This is a genomic window from Stenotrophomonas sp. YJH_SMC_91 (genome assembly GCF_059368495.1).
Genome location: NZ_JCAFRT010000004.1, coordinates 213,391 through 227,282, shown reverse-complemented (window position 1 = coordinate 227,282; position 13,892 = coordinate 213,391). Strand labels below are relative to the sequence as shown.

The window sequence follows — 13,892 nt, the reverse complement described above, 5'->3', positions numbered from 1 at the left end:
AGGCTGGCGATGACGTTGCGATCCACCGCCAAGCGCTGGACCTATCTGGTGCACCGCTGGCTGGGCATCGGCGGATGCCTGCTGATGTTGCTGTGGTTTGTCAGCGGCATGGTGATGCTGTTCATTGGTTACCCGAAGCTGACACCCGGTGAGCGGCTGGCGGCGTTGCCGGTGCTGGGGGATGCTCGCGATCTGCAGGGGCTGTCGGTACTGCCTGCCGTGGTGCAGGCCGAGCCGGAGGTTGTGGCGCTGACGACGCTGCGTGGCGAGCCTGCGTACGTGGTGCGCAATGGCAGCAACGTGGGCGCCTGGTCTGCCGTGACCGGCCAGGCGCTGCTGCCGGTGTCGGCACAGCGAGCCGAAGCATCCGCCGCACAGTTCGCGGGCGGCCAAGCCTTCGTCGGCGCGACACGCGTGGATGAAGACCGCTGGACGCATTCGCGTGCGCTGGATGCGCATCGGCCGCTGTACCGGGTTGAAGTGGGCGGCGCGCAGCCAGGGGATGTGTATGTGTCCTCACACACCGGCGAAGTGGTGCAGGACGCACCGCATGTGCAGCAGCGCTGGAACTATGCGGGCGCCTGGCTGCACTGGTTGTACTTCCTGCGCATGCAGTCGGTGGACCCGGTGTGGACGTGGGTGGTGATCGTGCTGTCCGCGCTGTGCTCGGTGGCAGCGATCAGCGGCATCGTGGTGGGTGTGTGGCGCTGGCGCTTCCGCGGGCACTACCGCACTGGCGCGAAGACGCCGTACGTCGAGCCCTGGATGCGCTGGCACCATCTGATCGGGCTGGTGGCTGCGGCCTTCATATTCACCTGGATCTTCAGCGGGCTGATGTCGATGAATCCGTTGGGAGTTTTCAGCAGCACGCGTGAAGCGATCGACAGCGGACGCTATCGTGGCGGTACGGTGGCGGTGGATGGCGCGTTGGGTGAACCGGCGGCGCTGCTGGCGGCCGTCGACGACGCGCGCTTCAAGCCGGTGGAGTTCCAGTGGCGACGCATCGATGGTGAGCTGTTCGCGGTGTTGCTGGACGGGCAGGGCGAGACCCGCATTGTGTCCGGCAGTGATGGTCATCTGCAGGTTGCGCGGTTGCTGCCGGCCGCATGGCTGCAGCAGAAGGTGCGGGCGTTGTCCGATGCGCCCGTGCAGGGGTACTGGGTCCAGCATGCAGCGGATGCGTACTTCTACCCGCGTGCACCGGAAGCCATGAACGGCGCAGCGGTACGCCGCTTCCCGGTGGCGGTCGCTGATTTTGACGATGCCGAGGCGACGCGGGTCTACCTCGATCTGGCCACTGGCGACCCGTTGCTGACGATGGGGCGTCGCGAGCGCGTGGGTCGCTGGCTGTTCCACTTCCTGCACAGCTGGGACCTGCCGGCGATGCTGCGTCAGGTCACCGCCCGGCTGGCGGTGTTGCTGCTGCTGAGCCTGGCTGGCGCTGCGTTGTGTGCAACGGCCACGGTGATCGGCTACCGCCGGTTGCGGATGAAACTGCGGCGCAGGCGGCGGTAGCATCCTGCCGCGAGCGCGCCGTCTGTGAGACTATCCGGAGTTCCTGGCCATGAAGGCCGCGGCCCGCAGTCGATGTCGATGGCCAGGGAGTGCAGGGGGCACCGTACTTGCAGCGTTTCAATGGTGGTCCCTGGATAGGATTTCCACACAACGTAAATGGAGCAAGGATGAACTACGTTTCGATGGGTGTTCTCGCAATTGGAATTGCAGCGGCATCTGCGGGCGCGCAGGCCAAATCGTTCCCGCGTCTCTACAACCTCCCGACCACCACCACGGCTTCCGTGTCCAATGCCCTTCCGGCGCCGGGGCAGGTGATCCAGCTTTCTGCGCAGGTCGATGGCCAGGCGCTGGGGCTGTATCACATCCCGGGCAATGAGCAGATCGGTGGCTTCGTCGAATTCAAGGTGAATGGCCAAGCGGTGGGTAAAGTGCAGGTCAGCACGACCAATACACCAATGGCAGGTCTCGTTTCCCAGCTTGACCAGGCTTGCTATGCGGCAACACGCGATGTCCAGTTCTGTACGCATCGCTATGCCTATGGCAGCCCCGCCAAGGTTGCGGTGAACTACACCGTGCCCGCCGGCTTCACCACCGCATCGATCACCGCCACCTTCAGCGGCGATGGCCAGTTCTCGCAAGGTTCGGTGTCGGCGCCGATCAACCTGCGCAACATTCCAACCTTTGGTGAGATCCGCGGCGCAGGCAACAAGTGCCTCGACGCCGAAGGCGCCAACACCGGTCCGGGTACCGCCATCCAAGTGTGGGACTGCACGCCGGGCACGCCGCAGCAGTTGTGGACGGTGAAGCCCAACACGTCGACCATCACCGGTGTGCCCAGCAACCGCGTACTCGATATCGTAGGTTACGGCACCAGTAATGGAAGCCGGATCCAGCTGTATGACGCGCACGGTGATTGGAACCAGTCATGGAAGTTCACCAATACCTCCATCGTCGGCGTGGGCGATAAGGTGCTCGACGCCATCGGCGCCTCCAGCGCCAACGGCACCAAGATCCAGCTTTACAGCAACGCACAGACTGCCAACCAGAAGTGGGAGTTCAATCCGGCCAACGGCTCGATCGTCGGTGTCGGCGGCAAGTGCCTGGATGTGGAAGGCGCCAACACGGCAGATGGCACCCGCGTACAGCTGTGGGACTGTGCGGGTGTACCGCAGCAGCGCTTCGAACTGGGTTCGGATGGATCGATCCGCGGGCTGGGCGGGAAGTGCCTGGAGGCAGCCGACGGCGCAAGCCATGACGGCAATGCGATCCGCATGTGGTCCTGCAACGGCGGTGCGCACCAGTCGTGGCGCCTGGTCGGCGAGATCCGCAATCCGCAGACCAACATGTGCCTGGATGATCCTGGCCTGGGCAACACCAATGGCTCCAAGGTGCACATGTGGATGTGCCATGGTGGCGACAACCAGCGCTGGCAGTTCTCCTCCTACTGAGGAGAGCCAGGGCTGATGTCATGCTCTGGAACCGCGTGCCTTCGGGCGCGCGGTTCCGTACAGGCGTCACACCCGCAGCCAACGTGTGGACACGGCCACCAGCAACAAGGCCGTGGCCACACCGATGAACGCAGCAATCAGACCGAAATGATTGGCGGCAAAGCCGATCAACGCCGGTCCGGCAAGGATGCCGGCAAAGCCCAGCGTGGAAACGGCGGTGATGGCCAGCGCGCCGGGCATGCGGGTCTGGTGGCCGGCCAGCGAGAACAGCGCGGGCGCGATGTTGGCGCAACCGAGGCCGACCAGCACATAGCCCGCCAATGATGCCTGCCACGGCGTGACCAGGGTCAGCACCAGCACGCCGGCAGCGGCGAGCAGCGCGCCGAACACGATCGCGCGCTGGCGGCCCACGCGTGCCACCAGTGCATCGCCGAACAGGCGCGCGACCGTCATGGTCAGGGTGAAGGTCACATAGCCGACGCCGGCGAGGCTGGCATCGACGCGACGTACATCGCTGAGGAACACCGCGCTCCAGTCGAGCATCGCACCTTCGCCGAGGAAGGCGACGAACGCCAGCACGCCGATGAACAGCACGATGCCATGCGGCAGGGCCAGCATCGGTGTGTCGTGCGGCATGCGTTCGCTGTGCCAGTAGGTCGCCGACAACAGCGTCACCAGCAGCATGGTGCCGACACCGATCAGCACCGATGCCAAGGGCGGCAACTGTGCGGACAGCAGCACGGTCATGGTGGCCGCGCCGAGGAAGCCGCCAATGCTGAAGAAGGCATGGAAGCCAGACATCATCACCCGCCGTGCTTCGCGCTCGACGATGACGGCCTGCACGTTCATCGTGCAGTCCATCGCACCCACGGCCGCACCGAACACGAACAGCACCACGCCCAGCGTCCAGGCCGAACCCGCCAGGGCCAGGCCGGGCACGGTCAGGCAGATCAGCAGGCTGCTGGCCACCATCACCCGGCGGCAACCGAGGCGTGCGGCCAGCACGCCGGACAAGGGCATCGCCAGCAGCGAGCCGGCACCGAGGCAGAGCAGCACCAGCCCCAGCGTGGCGTCATTGATCCCGGTGCGCGCTTTGGCGAATGGCACCAGGGTGGCCCACAACGCGGTGGCGAAGCCGGGAATGAAGAACGCAGCGCGGGTCGCGTGCTGTTCGGCACGCGCGCGGTTGGCAAGGGACATGAGCAGTACGGTCAGGGAGGCGTGGGGTGCACCGCGATACCGGCGGCGTGGAAGCGAGCCGCCAAGGCGGGCGGTGCGGTGGTGGTCAGCACCAGGTCGTCGATCTCGTCCAGGCTGGCGATCTGCCAGTTGCCGCGGGCACCGAGCTTTTCAGTGGTGGCGGCGACGATGACGCGGCTGCTGCAGGCCACCATCGCGCGCTTCAGTGTGGCTTCTTCCGAATCCATTGCCCACACACCGGTGTCGCCGTCCACCGCGCAGGGGCCGGGCAGGTACACGTCGGCACGCAGGCGCTGCACCTGGGCCAACGCCTCGGCACCGACCGCACCGCCACCGCTGGCCAGGCGCCCGCCGATCAGCTGCACTGAAGTGCCTTCGAGCATGCTGGCGGCGGTGGCGATCTGCGGGGCGTTGGTGATCACCGTCAGCCCGAGAGCGGCCGGCAGCTGCTGGGCGATCGCCAGATTGGTCGAACCGGCATCGAGCAGTACCACCTGGCCGGGTTGCAGCAGCGCGCAGACGCGGGCGGCCAGCTCGGCCTTGTCGCCGCGGTCACGGGTCAGGCGCTCGCGCAGCGGCCGTTCCTTGGGCGGCGGCAGCACGGCGCCGCCGTAGACGCGCTGGCACAGGCCCTGGGCGGCGAGCTCGCGCAGGTCGCGGCGGATCGAATCTTCGGAGACGGCATAACGGCGCGCCAGTTCGGCGGCGACCACGCGGCCCTGCTGGCGCAGCTCCTCGAGGATCTGCCGGGTGCGCTGGGCGGGTAGGGGGCTGGGGTCGGCGCTCATGCCGCAAGTCTGCACGTTCGTGCATAATCATGCAACAACATGCATTGGTCGGGAGGGCACAGGGCGGCTGGACTGCCGGTGAACCCGCCCGCCCCGGGGTCTATGGATCGGCCTCGCGGCCCGGCATCATGGCGGGGCACTTGGCATGGAATCCCTGATGTCTCCCACCGTTCACCGCAAGCTGCGCATCGGCGCGGACCAGTACACCGGCCAGAAAGTGGTCGACCAGCAGTTCCACGAGTGCGATTTCTCCGGTGCCGACCTGACCGGCACCGAGTTCATCAACTGCAGTTTCTACGATGCCGACAGCCGCGCCGGCTGCCGCTTCAATGGCGCCACGCTGAAGGAAGCCAGTTTCCGCAGCTGCGATATCAGCATGTGCCATTTCAATTTCATCAAGGCGCTGGGCCTGGAGATCAGCGAGTGCCGCGCGCAGGGCGCGGATTTCAGCAACGCCAACTTCATGAACCAGATCACCACGCGCAGCTGGTTCTGCAGCGCGTTCATCAAGAAGTCGAACCTGCGCTATGCCAATTTCTCGCGGGTAACGCTGGAAAAGTGCGAGCTGTGGGAAAACCGATGGGATGGCGCGAATGTGAGTGGCGCCAGCTTCGCCGGCTCGGACCTGTCCGGCGGCCAGTTCGAGGGCATCGACTGGAACAGCGCCAACTTCACCGACTGCGACCTGACCAACTCGGAGCTGGGTGAGCTGGACCTGCGCAGCACCAACCTGCGTGGTGCCACGCTGGACGTGCAGCAGGTGGCGCTGTTGATGCAGCGCATCGGCATCACCGTGGTGCCGTAGGCATCACCCGGCGTACGCCACCCAGCCCTTGAAGCTGAAGCCTGCGTAGAACAGCTCCACGCCGTCGAAGCCGGCCTCCTGCAGCAGCGCCACTTCCTGTTCGGGGGCCAGCAGCGGCAGCCGCTCGGCAATGGCCTCGATCGCGCGCTGTGCATCGGCGTGGGCAACGCCCGAGGCTTCGGCGAACGCTGCGTAGCGCTGCAACCAGCGCAGCTTGCCGGCCGGTTCCTGCGGCACGCTGTGGTGGGCCACAACCAGCGGCGCGCCGGGCTGCAGGCGCCGGTGCAGCTCGCGCAACGTGTGCAGGCGCTGCCCGGCATCGAGGAAGTGCAGGGTCAGCAGGCAGCTGGCCCCATCGAAGCGCAGATCGGGCGCATCGTCGATGTAGCCTTCCAGCAGCTGCACGCGCGGCATCAGCGGACCCAGTGTCTGCTCGGCCAGGGCCAGCATCGGCGCGGCCGGATCCACGCCCAGCAGCTGCCAGCCCGGCTGCGCCTCGGCAAAAGCCCTCAGCTCCAGCCCGCCACCGGCGCCCAGCACCAGCACACGGCCCTGCGCGGGAACGCGTTCGGCCAGCAGCAGGCGGCTCATCTGCTGCAACGCGAGGAAACCGGGCACCTGGCGCAGCGGCGCTTCGGCATAGCGGGCCACCGCCTGCGGGTCGGAGAACGTGGACATGCGCGGATTCCTGCGGCGGGGGACATACCACTGTAGCGCGGCGCGCAAGAGGCATTGCGCGCCGCTGCCACACGGGCAGGACAGGGCTCAGGCCGCTGCTGCCTCAAGCACGTCTTCCAGCCGCACCTCGCCGAGGAAGCCACCGCTGCTGGTTGCCGGCTGCTGCGCTTCGATGGCGTGGGCGAACTGCACGCCGGCGTCGTCCTGCAGGCGCTCGAACAGCTGCTGCACCCTGGGGAACTCGCGACGATCGACCACCTGGTGATAGTCGTTCCAGCGCGCGATGCCGGCGAAGTAGGCATCGGCAAAGCTGCGCTGTTCGCCCAGCAGCCACGGGCCCGTGCCGATCATCTGCTCCAGCGCCTGGTGGGCGTGGCGCACCTTGGTGGTGCCATAGGCACGCAGCGCCTCGCCGTCATCGCCTTGCGCATGCTCCAGTGCGTGCCAGAGCGGCGCGTAGGCACCGAAGAAACTGGTGTTGAGATAGGCCAGCCGGTGGTTGAGGCGATCGAAGCCGGGCGTGCCCTGTGCGAAGCCCAGCCCCTGCCCGATGCCCTTCGCGGCCAGATGGTTGAGGATGGCCAGGCTCTCGCTGAGCAGCTCGTCCTGCGCGGTGCGCAGGGTCGGGGTTTCACCCAGCGGATTGAGGCGGCGGTAGTCTTCGCTCTGCACCTGGCCGGGCATGTCGATGCGGCACAGGTGATACGGCTGGCGCAGCCATTCCAGGGCGACGATGGAGCCGAACGAGCAGCCCGAGGGCACGCCGTAGAAGAGGATCGGGGTCATGGCAGGTTTCCGGTTCAAGCCGCGATGCGGCGGGTGAGGAAAGCGTGCCTGCGTGGACATTGCCCAGGAAGCCGCTTGAATGGCATCCTGAAGTCCACATCTGTGGACGTTGCGCATGCTCAACCTCAACGATCTGGCCCTGTTCGTGACGGCGGTGGAGCAGGGCGGGTTCGCTGCAGGCGGGCGCCATCTGGGCCTGCCGCGCTCGACCCTGAGCAAGCGCGTGGCGCTGCTGGAAGAACAGCTCCAGGTGCGGCTGCTGCAGCGCAGTTCGCGCCGCTTCGCATTGACCGAGGTCGGTCAGGAGTTCTTCGAGCGCGCACGCGCAGCGTTGTCCGAGGTCGAGGCCGCCGAGGCCATCGTCCGCGACCGCCAGGCCGAACCCAGCGGCACCGTGCGGATCAGCGCTTCGATTCCGGTGGTGCAGGGGGAGCTCGCCGCGTGCCTGCCCGCGTTGGCCCGCCGCTATCCACGGCTGCGTATCGAAGTTGAAGTGAGTGATCGTTTCATCGACCTGGCGCAGGAAGGCATCGACATCGCCCTGCGCAGCCACTTCGGTCCGCTGCCGGATTCCGGGTTGGTGCAGCGCATGCTCGGTAGCGAACGCATCGTGCTGGTGGCGTCCCCTGGTTATCTGGCAGCCGCGCCGGCAGTGGACACGCCCGAACAGCTACGCGCGCATGCCGGCCTGCTGACCGCGCGCCATGCAACGCGCTGGACGCTGCACGGCGCCGACGCCCGCACCGTGCAGGTGGAGCCGCAGGTGGCGCTGGTCGGCAATGAATCGCAGCTGCTGATCGCGGCGGCAGAAGCGGGTCTTGGCATCACCGTACTGCCACACAGCCTGTGTGCTGCGGCCATCGCCGCCGGCCGCCTGCAGCAGGTGCTGCCGGCGTGGCATGCCGGCGAAGTCACCACCAGCGTGTTGCTGCCGCATCGTCGCGGCCAGTTGCCGGGCGTGCGCGTGGTGGTGGATGCGCTGGTCGCGCATTACCAGCTCAACTCAGCGCGCGCGCCAGCACCTGCCAGATCCTCGGGTCCTGGCACTGCGAAACGTTGAAACGTACATAGTCGGCCGCGCGCTGCGATTGGCTGAAGGCATTGCCCGGCGCCAGCACGATGCCTTCGCGCAGGCATTGCCGCGCCAGTGCGGCGGCGTCGCGGCCATCGGGCAGCTGGCACCACAGGAACAGGCCGGCTTCCGGCTGCAGCCACGGCGTGATACCCAGCGTCTGCAGTTTCCGCAGTGTGTGCCGGCGTGCATCGGCCAGCCGCGAACGTATCGACTGCATGTGGCGGCGGTAACCGCTGTCGGTCAGCGCGATGTGCATCAACTGCGCGGCCAGATGGCCACCGCCGAAGCTGGTCGCCAGCTTCAGGTCGGTCAACGCCTCTATCCAGTCGTGGCGCGCGGCGATGTAGCCGCAGCGCGACGCTGCCGACAGCGTCTTGGAGAAGCTACCGACGTGGACCACCCGTGACAGCCCATCGAGCGCGGCCAGCCGCGGTGCCGGCTGCAGTTCGAAGTCGGCGAAGATGTCATCCTCGATGATGATCAGTTCGCTGCGTTCGGCCAGGCCCAGCAGGCGGTGCGCGGTGCTTGCGGAAAGCACCGCGCCGGTCGGGTTGTGCAATCCGGAATTGGTGATGTACAGCCGCGGCGAATGTGCCTGCAGGGCCTGCGCGAACGCCTCCAGGTCCGGGCCGCTGTGCGTGTACGGCACGCCGATGGCCTGCACCTGGTGCGCCTTCAGCAGCGCGTGGTAATTGAAGTAGCTCGGGTCATCGATCAGCACGCAGTCGCCGGGCTTGAGCAGGAAACGGCAGAGCAGGTCGACCGCGTGCGTACCGGATTCGGTCAGCAGGATCTGCTCCACCGGTGCATCGATGCCAAGCGTGGCGCTGCGCCTTTGCAGCAGCTGGCGCAACGCGGGCAGCCCGAGCGGGGCGGCGTAGTCCACCAGTTGCATGGCATCGGCACGCGCCAGCCGGCGCAGGCCGCGGCGCACGCCATCGTGATACAGCCAGTCACTGGGCATCCAGCCGCACCCTGGCTTGAGGTCGCCCGCGGGCGTTTCCAGCGATTGCCGTGATACCCACAGCGGATCCACCGCGCGATCCAGCCGCGGCTCCATTTCGGCCAGCGCCAGCGGTGCGGCCGGGCCACTGACGTAGAAGCCCGAGCCTGCGCGCGCACTGATCAGGCCTTCGGCCGCCAGGCGCTCGTAGGCTTCGACCACGGTGGAGACCGAAACCCCCATCGTCGCCGCCTGCGCACGGACCGAAGGCAGGCGTGAGCCGGGACCATCCACCCGTGCACTGATGCGGGTGCGGACGGTCTGGATGACCGATTCGATGCGGGTAAGCGGGCGCGGCATGGTGGAACCGTAGTGGAAGTGTGGGCAGTACAGTTACTTGGGACTGTACTGGATTGTAGCTGGGGTCTTCCCGCGCCGGATGCTTCCATGCAGGTCCAGCCGGGCATCGTCCGGCACCTTCAGGAGTACAGGCGTGGAACGGTCGGCGAGTGGTTGGATCAATGGCTTCATCGGTGTGGTGATCTTCGCCGGCTCCCTGCCGGCCACCCGCCTGGCGGTGCTGCAGCTGGACGCCGGATTCGTCACCGCTGCACGCGCCACCATTGCCGCCGTGCTCGGCCTCGGCCTGCTCCTTCTGCTGCGCCAGCCGTGGCCGCGGCGCAGTGACCTGCCAGGCCTGGCAGTGGTCAGCCTCGGGGTGGTAGTCGGCTTTCCGTTGTTGACCGCACTCGCGCTGCGCCACGCATCGTCGGCGCACACCATCGTGTTTCTCGGCCTGTTGCCGTTGAGCACTGCGGTGTTCGGCGTGCTGCGCGGTGGCGATCGGCCGCGCCCGGCGTTCTGGCTGTTTTCGTTGCTGGGCAGTGCCTGCGTGGTCGGCTATGCGGTGCGCAACGGCATCGAGGCATCGTTGCAAGCTGATCTGCTGATGCTGGCGGCGATCGTGGTGTGCGGGCTGGGCTATGCCGAAGGTGGTCGGCTGGCCCGTCATCTCGGCGGTTGGCAGGTGATCAGTTGGGCGTTGCTGCTGGCCTTGCCGGTGATGCTGCCGCTGACGGTGCTGATGCGCCCGGCCTCGTTCACTGCGGTCGGTGCCTCGGCGTGGTGGGCGCTGGGCTATGTGGCAGTGTTCAGCATGCTGATCGGCTTCCTGTTCTGGTACCGCGGGCTGGCGCAGGGCGGCATCGCCGCCGTCGGCCAGCTGCAGCTGCTACAGCCCTTCTTCGGCCTCGCCCTGGCTGCGCTGCTGCTGCACGAATCGGTCAGCCTCAGCATGGTGCTGGTGACCGTGGTCGCGGTGATCTGCGTGGCCGGCGCGCGCCGCTTCAGTCGCTGAACGAAAAAGGGGACGGAGGGGATTAAGTCGTAATCGGTCCTACTGTGCCTGAAACGACTTAATCCCCTCCGTCCCCTTTTCCGGGGCGCCCTGGAACAGATGCGCAACGGCATAGTCGATGAACACCCGCAGGCGTGCACTGGGATGGCGCCCACCGGGCCATAGCAACGAGAACTGCCCCTGGTGCGTGGGCAGCGCAGGCAGTACCCGTTGCAGGCGGCCATCGGCCAGCGCGTCAGCAGCGAGGAAGTCAGGCATCCAGGCCAGGCCCATGCAACCGATCGCAGCGGCAAGCACGGCCTCCATGTTGTTGCAGGTCATCGCCGTGGGAAGGCGTGCCCCCGCATCGCCTTCGATGCCCGGCAGCTGCCACGGATGCAGCTTTCCGGTGGTGGGGTAACGGAAACGCAGCGCGGTATGCATGCGCAGCTCGCCCACATCACCGGGCGTGCCATGCGCCTGCAGATAGCCCGGCGCCGCACAGAGGATGAAACGAAAGCCGCCCAGTCGCCGTGCGGTCAAGCTGGAATCGGCCAGTTCACCACTGCGTATCACCGCGTCCAGGCCTTCGCTGACCACATCGACGATACGGTCGTTGAAGTCCAGTTCCAGCTGCACCTGCGGATAGCGTTGCTGGAAGCCGGGCAGCACCGGCAGCAGGAAGCGGTACCCGATGGTGGGCAGGCCGATGCGCAGCAGCCCGCTGGGGGCGTGCTGTCGCTGCGCCAGGTCCGCCTGTGCTTCGGAAAGCTCGTCCAGTGCACGCCGGCAGCGCTGCAGCAGCAGTTCGCCTTCGTCGGTGAGATGCACGCGGCGGGTGGTGCGTTGGAACAGGCGGGTGCCGAGCTCCTGTTCAAGACGGGCGATGCGCTTGCCGACCGCCGACGCGGACAGGCCAAGTACACGCGCAGCGCCGACGATGCTGCCAGCCTCCGCGGTGCGGACGAAGGCGAGCAGGGCAGAAATGGAGTCCATGCGGGGCATGATTACGGAACAGTGGGACGCAATCAACGTCCATCGAGCCTGTTTTTCAGGGATAGCGGCCTGTCCATCATCAATGCCCCTGATGGATGGAGGCCCGCATGGCCCCGGTTTCGATGCTCCCTGTACCTGTCCAGACGCAGCAGCGCTGGACCCTGCTTGCCGTCTGCCTGGCCGCACTGGCGTTGCCGTTGTCCTTCTCGGCCGGTGCCGTCGCGGTGCCCGCGCTGGCCCGTGCCGTGGCGTCGTCGCCGAGCGTGCTGGCCTGGGTGACCAATGCCTTCATGCTCACCTTCGGCAGCCTGCTGCTCGCTGCCGGTGGCCTGGCCGACCGCTATGGCCGGCGGCGGTTGTTCCTGCTGGGCACGGCAGGCTTCACCGTCGCCACGATCGTCGTCTGCCTCGCGCCCACGCTGCTGTGGCTGGATCTGGCGCGCGGGCTGCAGGGCGTTGCCGCCGCAGCGGCGTTGGCGTCCGGCACGGCTGCGCTCGCGCATGCCTGGCAGGGGCCGATGCGTGGCCGTGTGTTCGCCCTGCTGGGCGCCACATTCGGTGCGGGGTTGGCGCTGGGGCCGCTGCTTGCGGGTCTGCTGCTGCAGGCATTGGGATGGCGCAGTGTGTTCGCCGTCGGCGGCGTGCTGACATTCGCCGCCTTCGTACTGGGCGCGCGTGTGTTGCCCGAAAGCCACGGTGAACGCGGGCGGCTGGATGTCGGCGGCATGCTGGGCTTCAGCCTGATGCTGGCAGCGTTGACACTGGCCCTGCTGTGGCTGGGCGAGTTCGGCCTGCATACCGTGCGCGTGCAACTGGCGCTGTTGGCGACGCTGCTGCTGGGCGCAGCGTTCATCTGCATCGAACGACTGCACCGCTCACCCCTGCTGGACCTCTCGTTGTTCTCGCAACCGGCGTTCCTCGGTGTCCAGCTGCTGCCGGTCGCAACCTGCTTCGGCTACGTGGTGCTGCTGGTGGTATTGCCTCTGCAGCTGCTGGGAGTGCACGGACAGAGCGCGACCCTGGTGGGGCTGCAGATGCTGGCCCTGTCCACGCCGATGCTGGTGCTGCCGATGCTGGCTGCGCGCTGGGCGGAGCGCGTTGGAAGTGCGCGGCTGTGCACGCTGGGACTGCTGGTCTGTGCCTCTGGCCTGTACCTGTTGTCGCGCCATGCATCGCAGCCGTCGCCTTCGCAGTGGGTGCCGTGGCTGATGCTGGTCGGTGCAGGGACGGCCTTGCCATGGGGGCTGATGGATGGGCTGTCGGTCAGCGTGGTGCCGGTACAGCGTGCGGGCATGGCCGCCGGCATCTTCGGGACCGTGCGTGTAGCCGGTGAAGGCATCGCATTGGCCGCAGTCACTGCCTTGCTTGCGCTGCTGATCGGCCATCAGCTGCAGGGCGCGTCGCCGGCATCGCTGGCGCGTGCCGGTGCCTATCTGGCCACCGGGGCGCGGGAACAGGCGCAGGCACTGCTACCGGCGATGAGTCGCATGCAGCTGCAGCACGCCAGTAGCGAGGCGCTGGCAACACTGCTGCGTGTACTGGCGCTGCTGACCGCCGCATGTGCTGCGTTGTTGCACCTGTTGCTGCGGAAACGTAAAGACGCGCTGGTCGGGCGTACTGCGTAGCAGGCTCATCGCCCGCCTTCGCCGTCATCCCGTTGTCGTGTCCCGCTCACGCTGCCTATGCCCACCCGGGCCTAGGCTTGGTCGTCCCCGTCCCCCACGGAGACCTGCCATGTGGCTGCTCGATCATCTCTGGCCTGGCCGTCGACCGCTTCCTCCCCCGGCCGCGGATGCGCCACCGGCACCGCCGCGCCGGCCCTGGCTGAAACGCCCGGCGCGGGCCGGGCGCAGCGGCATGGCGCCCTGGCAGAAGGTGGCCACGCCGCCGCGGCGCACGCGCCACTAGCCGGTGCGGTCTGATGGGTGGTTGACCCCATCGCTGACCGGGATCACCCCCAACGCGAACGGGTCGATGCCCTCCAGGCAGGCCACGTTGTAGCCGTACTGGTCGGGGTTGGAGCGGCGCCGGTGATGGGTGTAGATGCCGCACACGCCACAGAAGTAGTGCTCGGCCACATGGGTGTTGAACTGGTACATCTGCAGGTGGTTCTGCCCGCGCAGCACCTGCAGGCCCTGGCGGGGGACGCTGGCGGCGATGGCGCCCCGGCGCCGGCACATCGAGCAGTCGCAGCGGCGGGGATCGACGATGCCGTCCGGCAGGTCCAGCAGCAGCTCGACGGTGCCGCAGTGGCAGGTTGCGCGGTGCTGGGGTTGGACCGGAACGCCGGCCACGGAAGTGATGCCCATCATTGCTCCTGTG

Annotated in this window: 13 protein-coding genes; 6 read left to right on the top strand and 7 right to left on the bottom strand. The window is 67.3% G+C overall.

Going from position 1 to position 13,892, the window contains the following annotated elements; translation table 11 throughout:
- Window positions 1-9 precede the first annotated feature (9 nt).
- A complete protein-coding gene (locus AC5P5X_RS08200; RefSeq protein WP_012479316.1) occupies window positions 10-1,515 on the top strand; it encodes a PepSY-associated TM helix domain-containing protein in 1,506 nt (501 codons plus the stop codon).
- Between the two features lie 167 nt (window positions 1,516-1,682).
- Window positions 1,683-2,963: an RICIN domain-containing protein gene (locus AC5P5X_RS08195; RefSeq protein ID WP_111188992.1), complete on the top strand. Its 1,281-nt coding sequence runs from the start codon at window positions 1,683-1,685 to the stop codon at window positions 2,961-2,963.
- 66 nt (window positions 2,964-3,029) lie between these two features.
- On the opposite strand, the gene AC5P5X_RS08190 is transcribed toward AC5P5X_RS08195, so the two are convergent.
- Together AC5P5X_RS08190 and AC5P5X_RS08185 are read right to left on the bottom strand one after the other, a co-directional pair.
- On the bottom strand, window positions 3,030-4,163 hold the full coding sequence (locus AC5P5X_RS08190; RefSeq protein WP_049459421.1) for an MFS transporter: 1,134 nt from the start codon (window positions 4,161-4,163) through the stop codon (window positions 3,030-3,032).
- 11 nt (window positions 4,164-4,174) lie between these two features.
- On the bottom strand, window positions 4,175-4,951 hold the full coding sequence (locus AC5P5X_RS08185) for a DeoR/GlpR family DNA-binding transcription regulator (RefSeq protein WP_012479318.1): 777 nt from the start codon (window positions 4,949-4,951) through the stop codon (window positions 4,175-4,177).
- Between the two features lie 157 nt (window positions 4,952-5,108).
- On the opposite strand from AC5P5X_RS08185, the gene smqnr reads away from it, so the two are divergent.
- A complete protein-coding gene (gene smqnr / locus AC5P5X_RS08180; protein ID WP_111188991.1) occupies window positions 5,109-5,756 on the top strand; it encodes a SmQnr family pentapeptide repeat protein in 648 nt (215 codons plus the stop codon).
- A 3-nt stretch (window positions 5,757-5,759) separates the two neighbouring features.
- Here smqnr and AC5P5X_RS08175 read toward each other — a convergent pair whose 3' ends face one another.
- On the bottom strand, window positions 5,760-6,434 hold the full coding sequence (locus AC5P5X_RS08175) for a class I SAM-dependent methyltransferase (RefSeq protein WP_088431383.1): 675 nt from the start codon (window positions 6,432-6,434) through the stop codon (window positions 5,760-5,762).
- 87 nt (window positions 6,435-6,521) lie between these two features.
- Window positions 6,522-7,220, bottom strand: a complete 699-nt coding sequence (locus tag AC5P5X_RS08170; RefSeq protein WP_049459422.1) for a glutathione S-transferase family protein — start codon at window positions 7,218-7,220, stop codon at window positions 6,522-6,524.
- A gap of 115 nt (window positions 7,221-7,335) precedes the next feature.
- On the opposite strand from AC5P5X_RS08170, the gene AC5P5X_RS08165 reads away from it, so the two are divergent.
- Window positions 7,336-8,280, top strand: coding sequence for a LysR substrate-binding domain-containing protein (locus AC5P5X_RS08165; RefSeq protein WP_111188990.1), 945 nt, complete (start codon window positions 7,336-7,338; stop codon window positions 8,278-8,280).
- Here the strand turns inward: AC5P5X_RS08165 and AC5P5X_RS08160 are convergent.
- Window positions 8,219-9,598, bottom strand: a complete 1,380-nt coding sequence (locus AC5P5X_RS08160) for an aminotransferase-like domain-containing protein (RefSeq protein ID WP_111188989.1) — start codon at window positions 9,596-9,598, stop codon at window positions 8,219-8,221. The genes AC5P5X_RS08165 and AC5P5X_RS08160 overlap by 62 nt on opposite strands.
- Window positions 9,599-9,731: 133 nt before the next feature.
- On the opposite strand from AC5P5X_RS08160, the gene AC5P5X_RS08155 reads away from it, so the two are divergent.
- Complete coding sequence (locus tag AC5P5X_RS08155) at window positions 9,732-10,595, top strand: DMT family transporter (protein ID WP_005412480.1); 864 nt, start codon at window positions 9,732-9,734, stop codon at window positions 10,593-10,595.
- Window positions 10,596-10,634: 39 nt separating this feature from the next.
- Here the strand turns inward: AC5P5X_RS08155 and AC5P5X_RS08150 are convergent, their stop codons facing one another.
- Window positions 10,635-11,570, bottom strand: coding sequence for a LysR family transcriptional regulator (locus tag AC5P5X_RS08150; RefSeq protein ID WP_111188988.1), 936 nt, complete (start codon window positions 11,568-11,570; stop codon window positions 10,635-10,637).
- A 107-nt stretch (window positions 11,571-11,677) separates the two neighbouring features.
- On the opposite strand from AC5P5X_RS08150, the gene AC5P5X_RS08145 reads away from it, so the two are divergent.
- Window positions 11,678-13,195, top strand: a complete 1,518-nt coding sequence (locus tag AC5P5X_RS08145; RefSeq protein WP_111188987.1) for an MFS transporter — start codon at window positions 11,678-11,680, stop codon at window positions 13,193-13,195.
- Between the two features lie 279 nt (window positions 13,196-13,474).
- Here the strand turns inward: AC5P5X_RS08145 and AC5P5X_RS08140 are convergent, their stop codons facing one another.
- The gene (locus AC5P5X_RS08140; protein WP_033834825.1) at window positions 13,475-13,879 is read right to left on the bottom strand and encodes a GFA family protein; all 405 of its coding nucleotides are present in this window, start codon (window positions 13,877-13,879) and stop codon (window positions 13,475-13,477) included.
- Between the last annotated feature and the right edge of the window lie 13 nt (window positions 13,880-13,892).

Bases quoted from the DNA above. Each gene is read 5' to 3' on its own strand.
- AC5P5X_RS08150 (WP_111188988.1), bottom strand. From the start codon at position 11,570: ATGGACTCCATTTCTGCCCTGCTCGCCTTCGTCCGCACCGCGGAGGCT.
- AC5P5X_RS08165 (WP_111188990.1), top strand. From the start codon at position 7,336: ATGCTCAACCTCAACGATCTGGCCCTGTTCGTGACGGCGGTGGAGCAG.
- AC5P5X_RS08190 (WP_049459421.1), bottom strand. From the start codon at position 4,163: ATGTCCCTTGCCAACCGCGCGCGTGCCGAACAGCACGCGACCCGCGCT.
- AC5P5X_RS08160 (WP_111188989.1), bottom strand. From the start codon at position 9,598: ATGCCGCGCCCGCTTACCCGCATCGAATCGGTCATCCAGACCGTCCGC.
- AC5P5X_RS08175 (WP_088431383.1), bottom strand. From the start codon at position 6,434: ATGTCCACGTTCTCCGACCCGCAGGCGGTGGCCCGCTATGCCGAAGCG.
- AC5P5X_RS08195 (WP_111188992.1), top strand. From the start codon at position 1,683: ATGAACTACGTTTCGATGGGTGTTCTCGCAATTGGAATTGCAGCGGCA.
- AC5P5X_RS08170 (WP_049459422.1), bottom strand. From the start codon at position 7,220: ATGACCCCGATCCTCTTCTACGGCGTGCCCTCGGGCTGCTCGTTCGGC.
- AC5P5X_RS08145 (WP_111188987.1), top strand. From the start codon at position 11,678: ATGGCCCCGGTTTCGATGCTCCCTGTACCTGTCCAGACGCAGCAGCGC.
- smqnr (WP_111188991.1), top strand. From the start codon at position 5,109: ATGTCTCCCACCGTTCACCGCAAGCTGCGCATCGGCGCGGACCAGTAC.
- AC5P5X_RS08185 (WP_012479318.1), bottom strand. From the start codon at position 4,951: ATGAGCGCCGACCCCAGCCCCCTACCCGCCCAGCGCACCCGGCAGATC.
- AC5P5X_RS08140 (WP_033834825.1), bottom strand. From the start codon at position 13,879: ATGGGCATCACTTCCGTGGCCGGCGTTCCGGTCCAACCCCAGCACCGC.
- AC5P5X_RS08200 (WP_012479316.1), top strand. From the start codon at position 10: ATGACGTTGCGATCCACCGCCAAGCGCTGGACCTATCTGGTGCACCGC.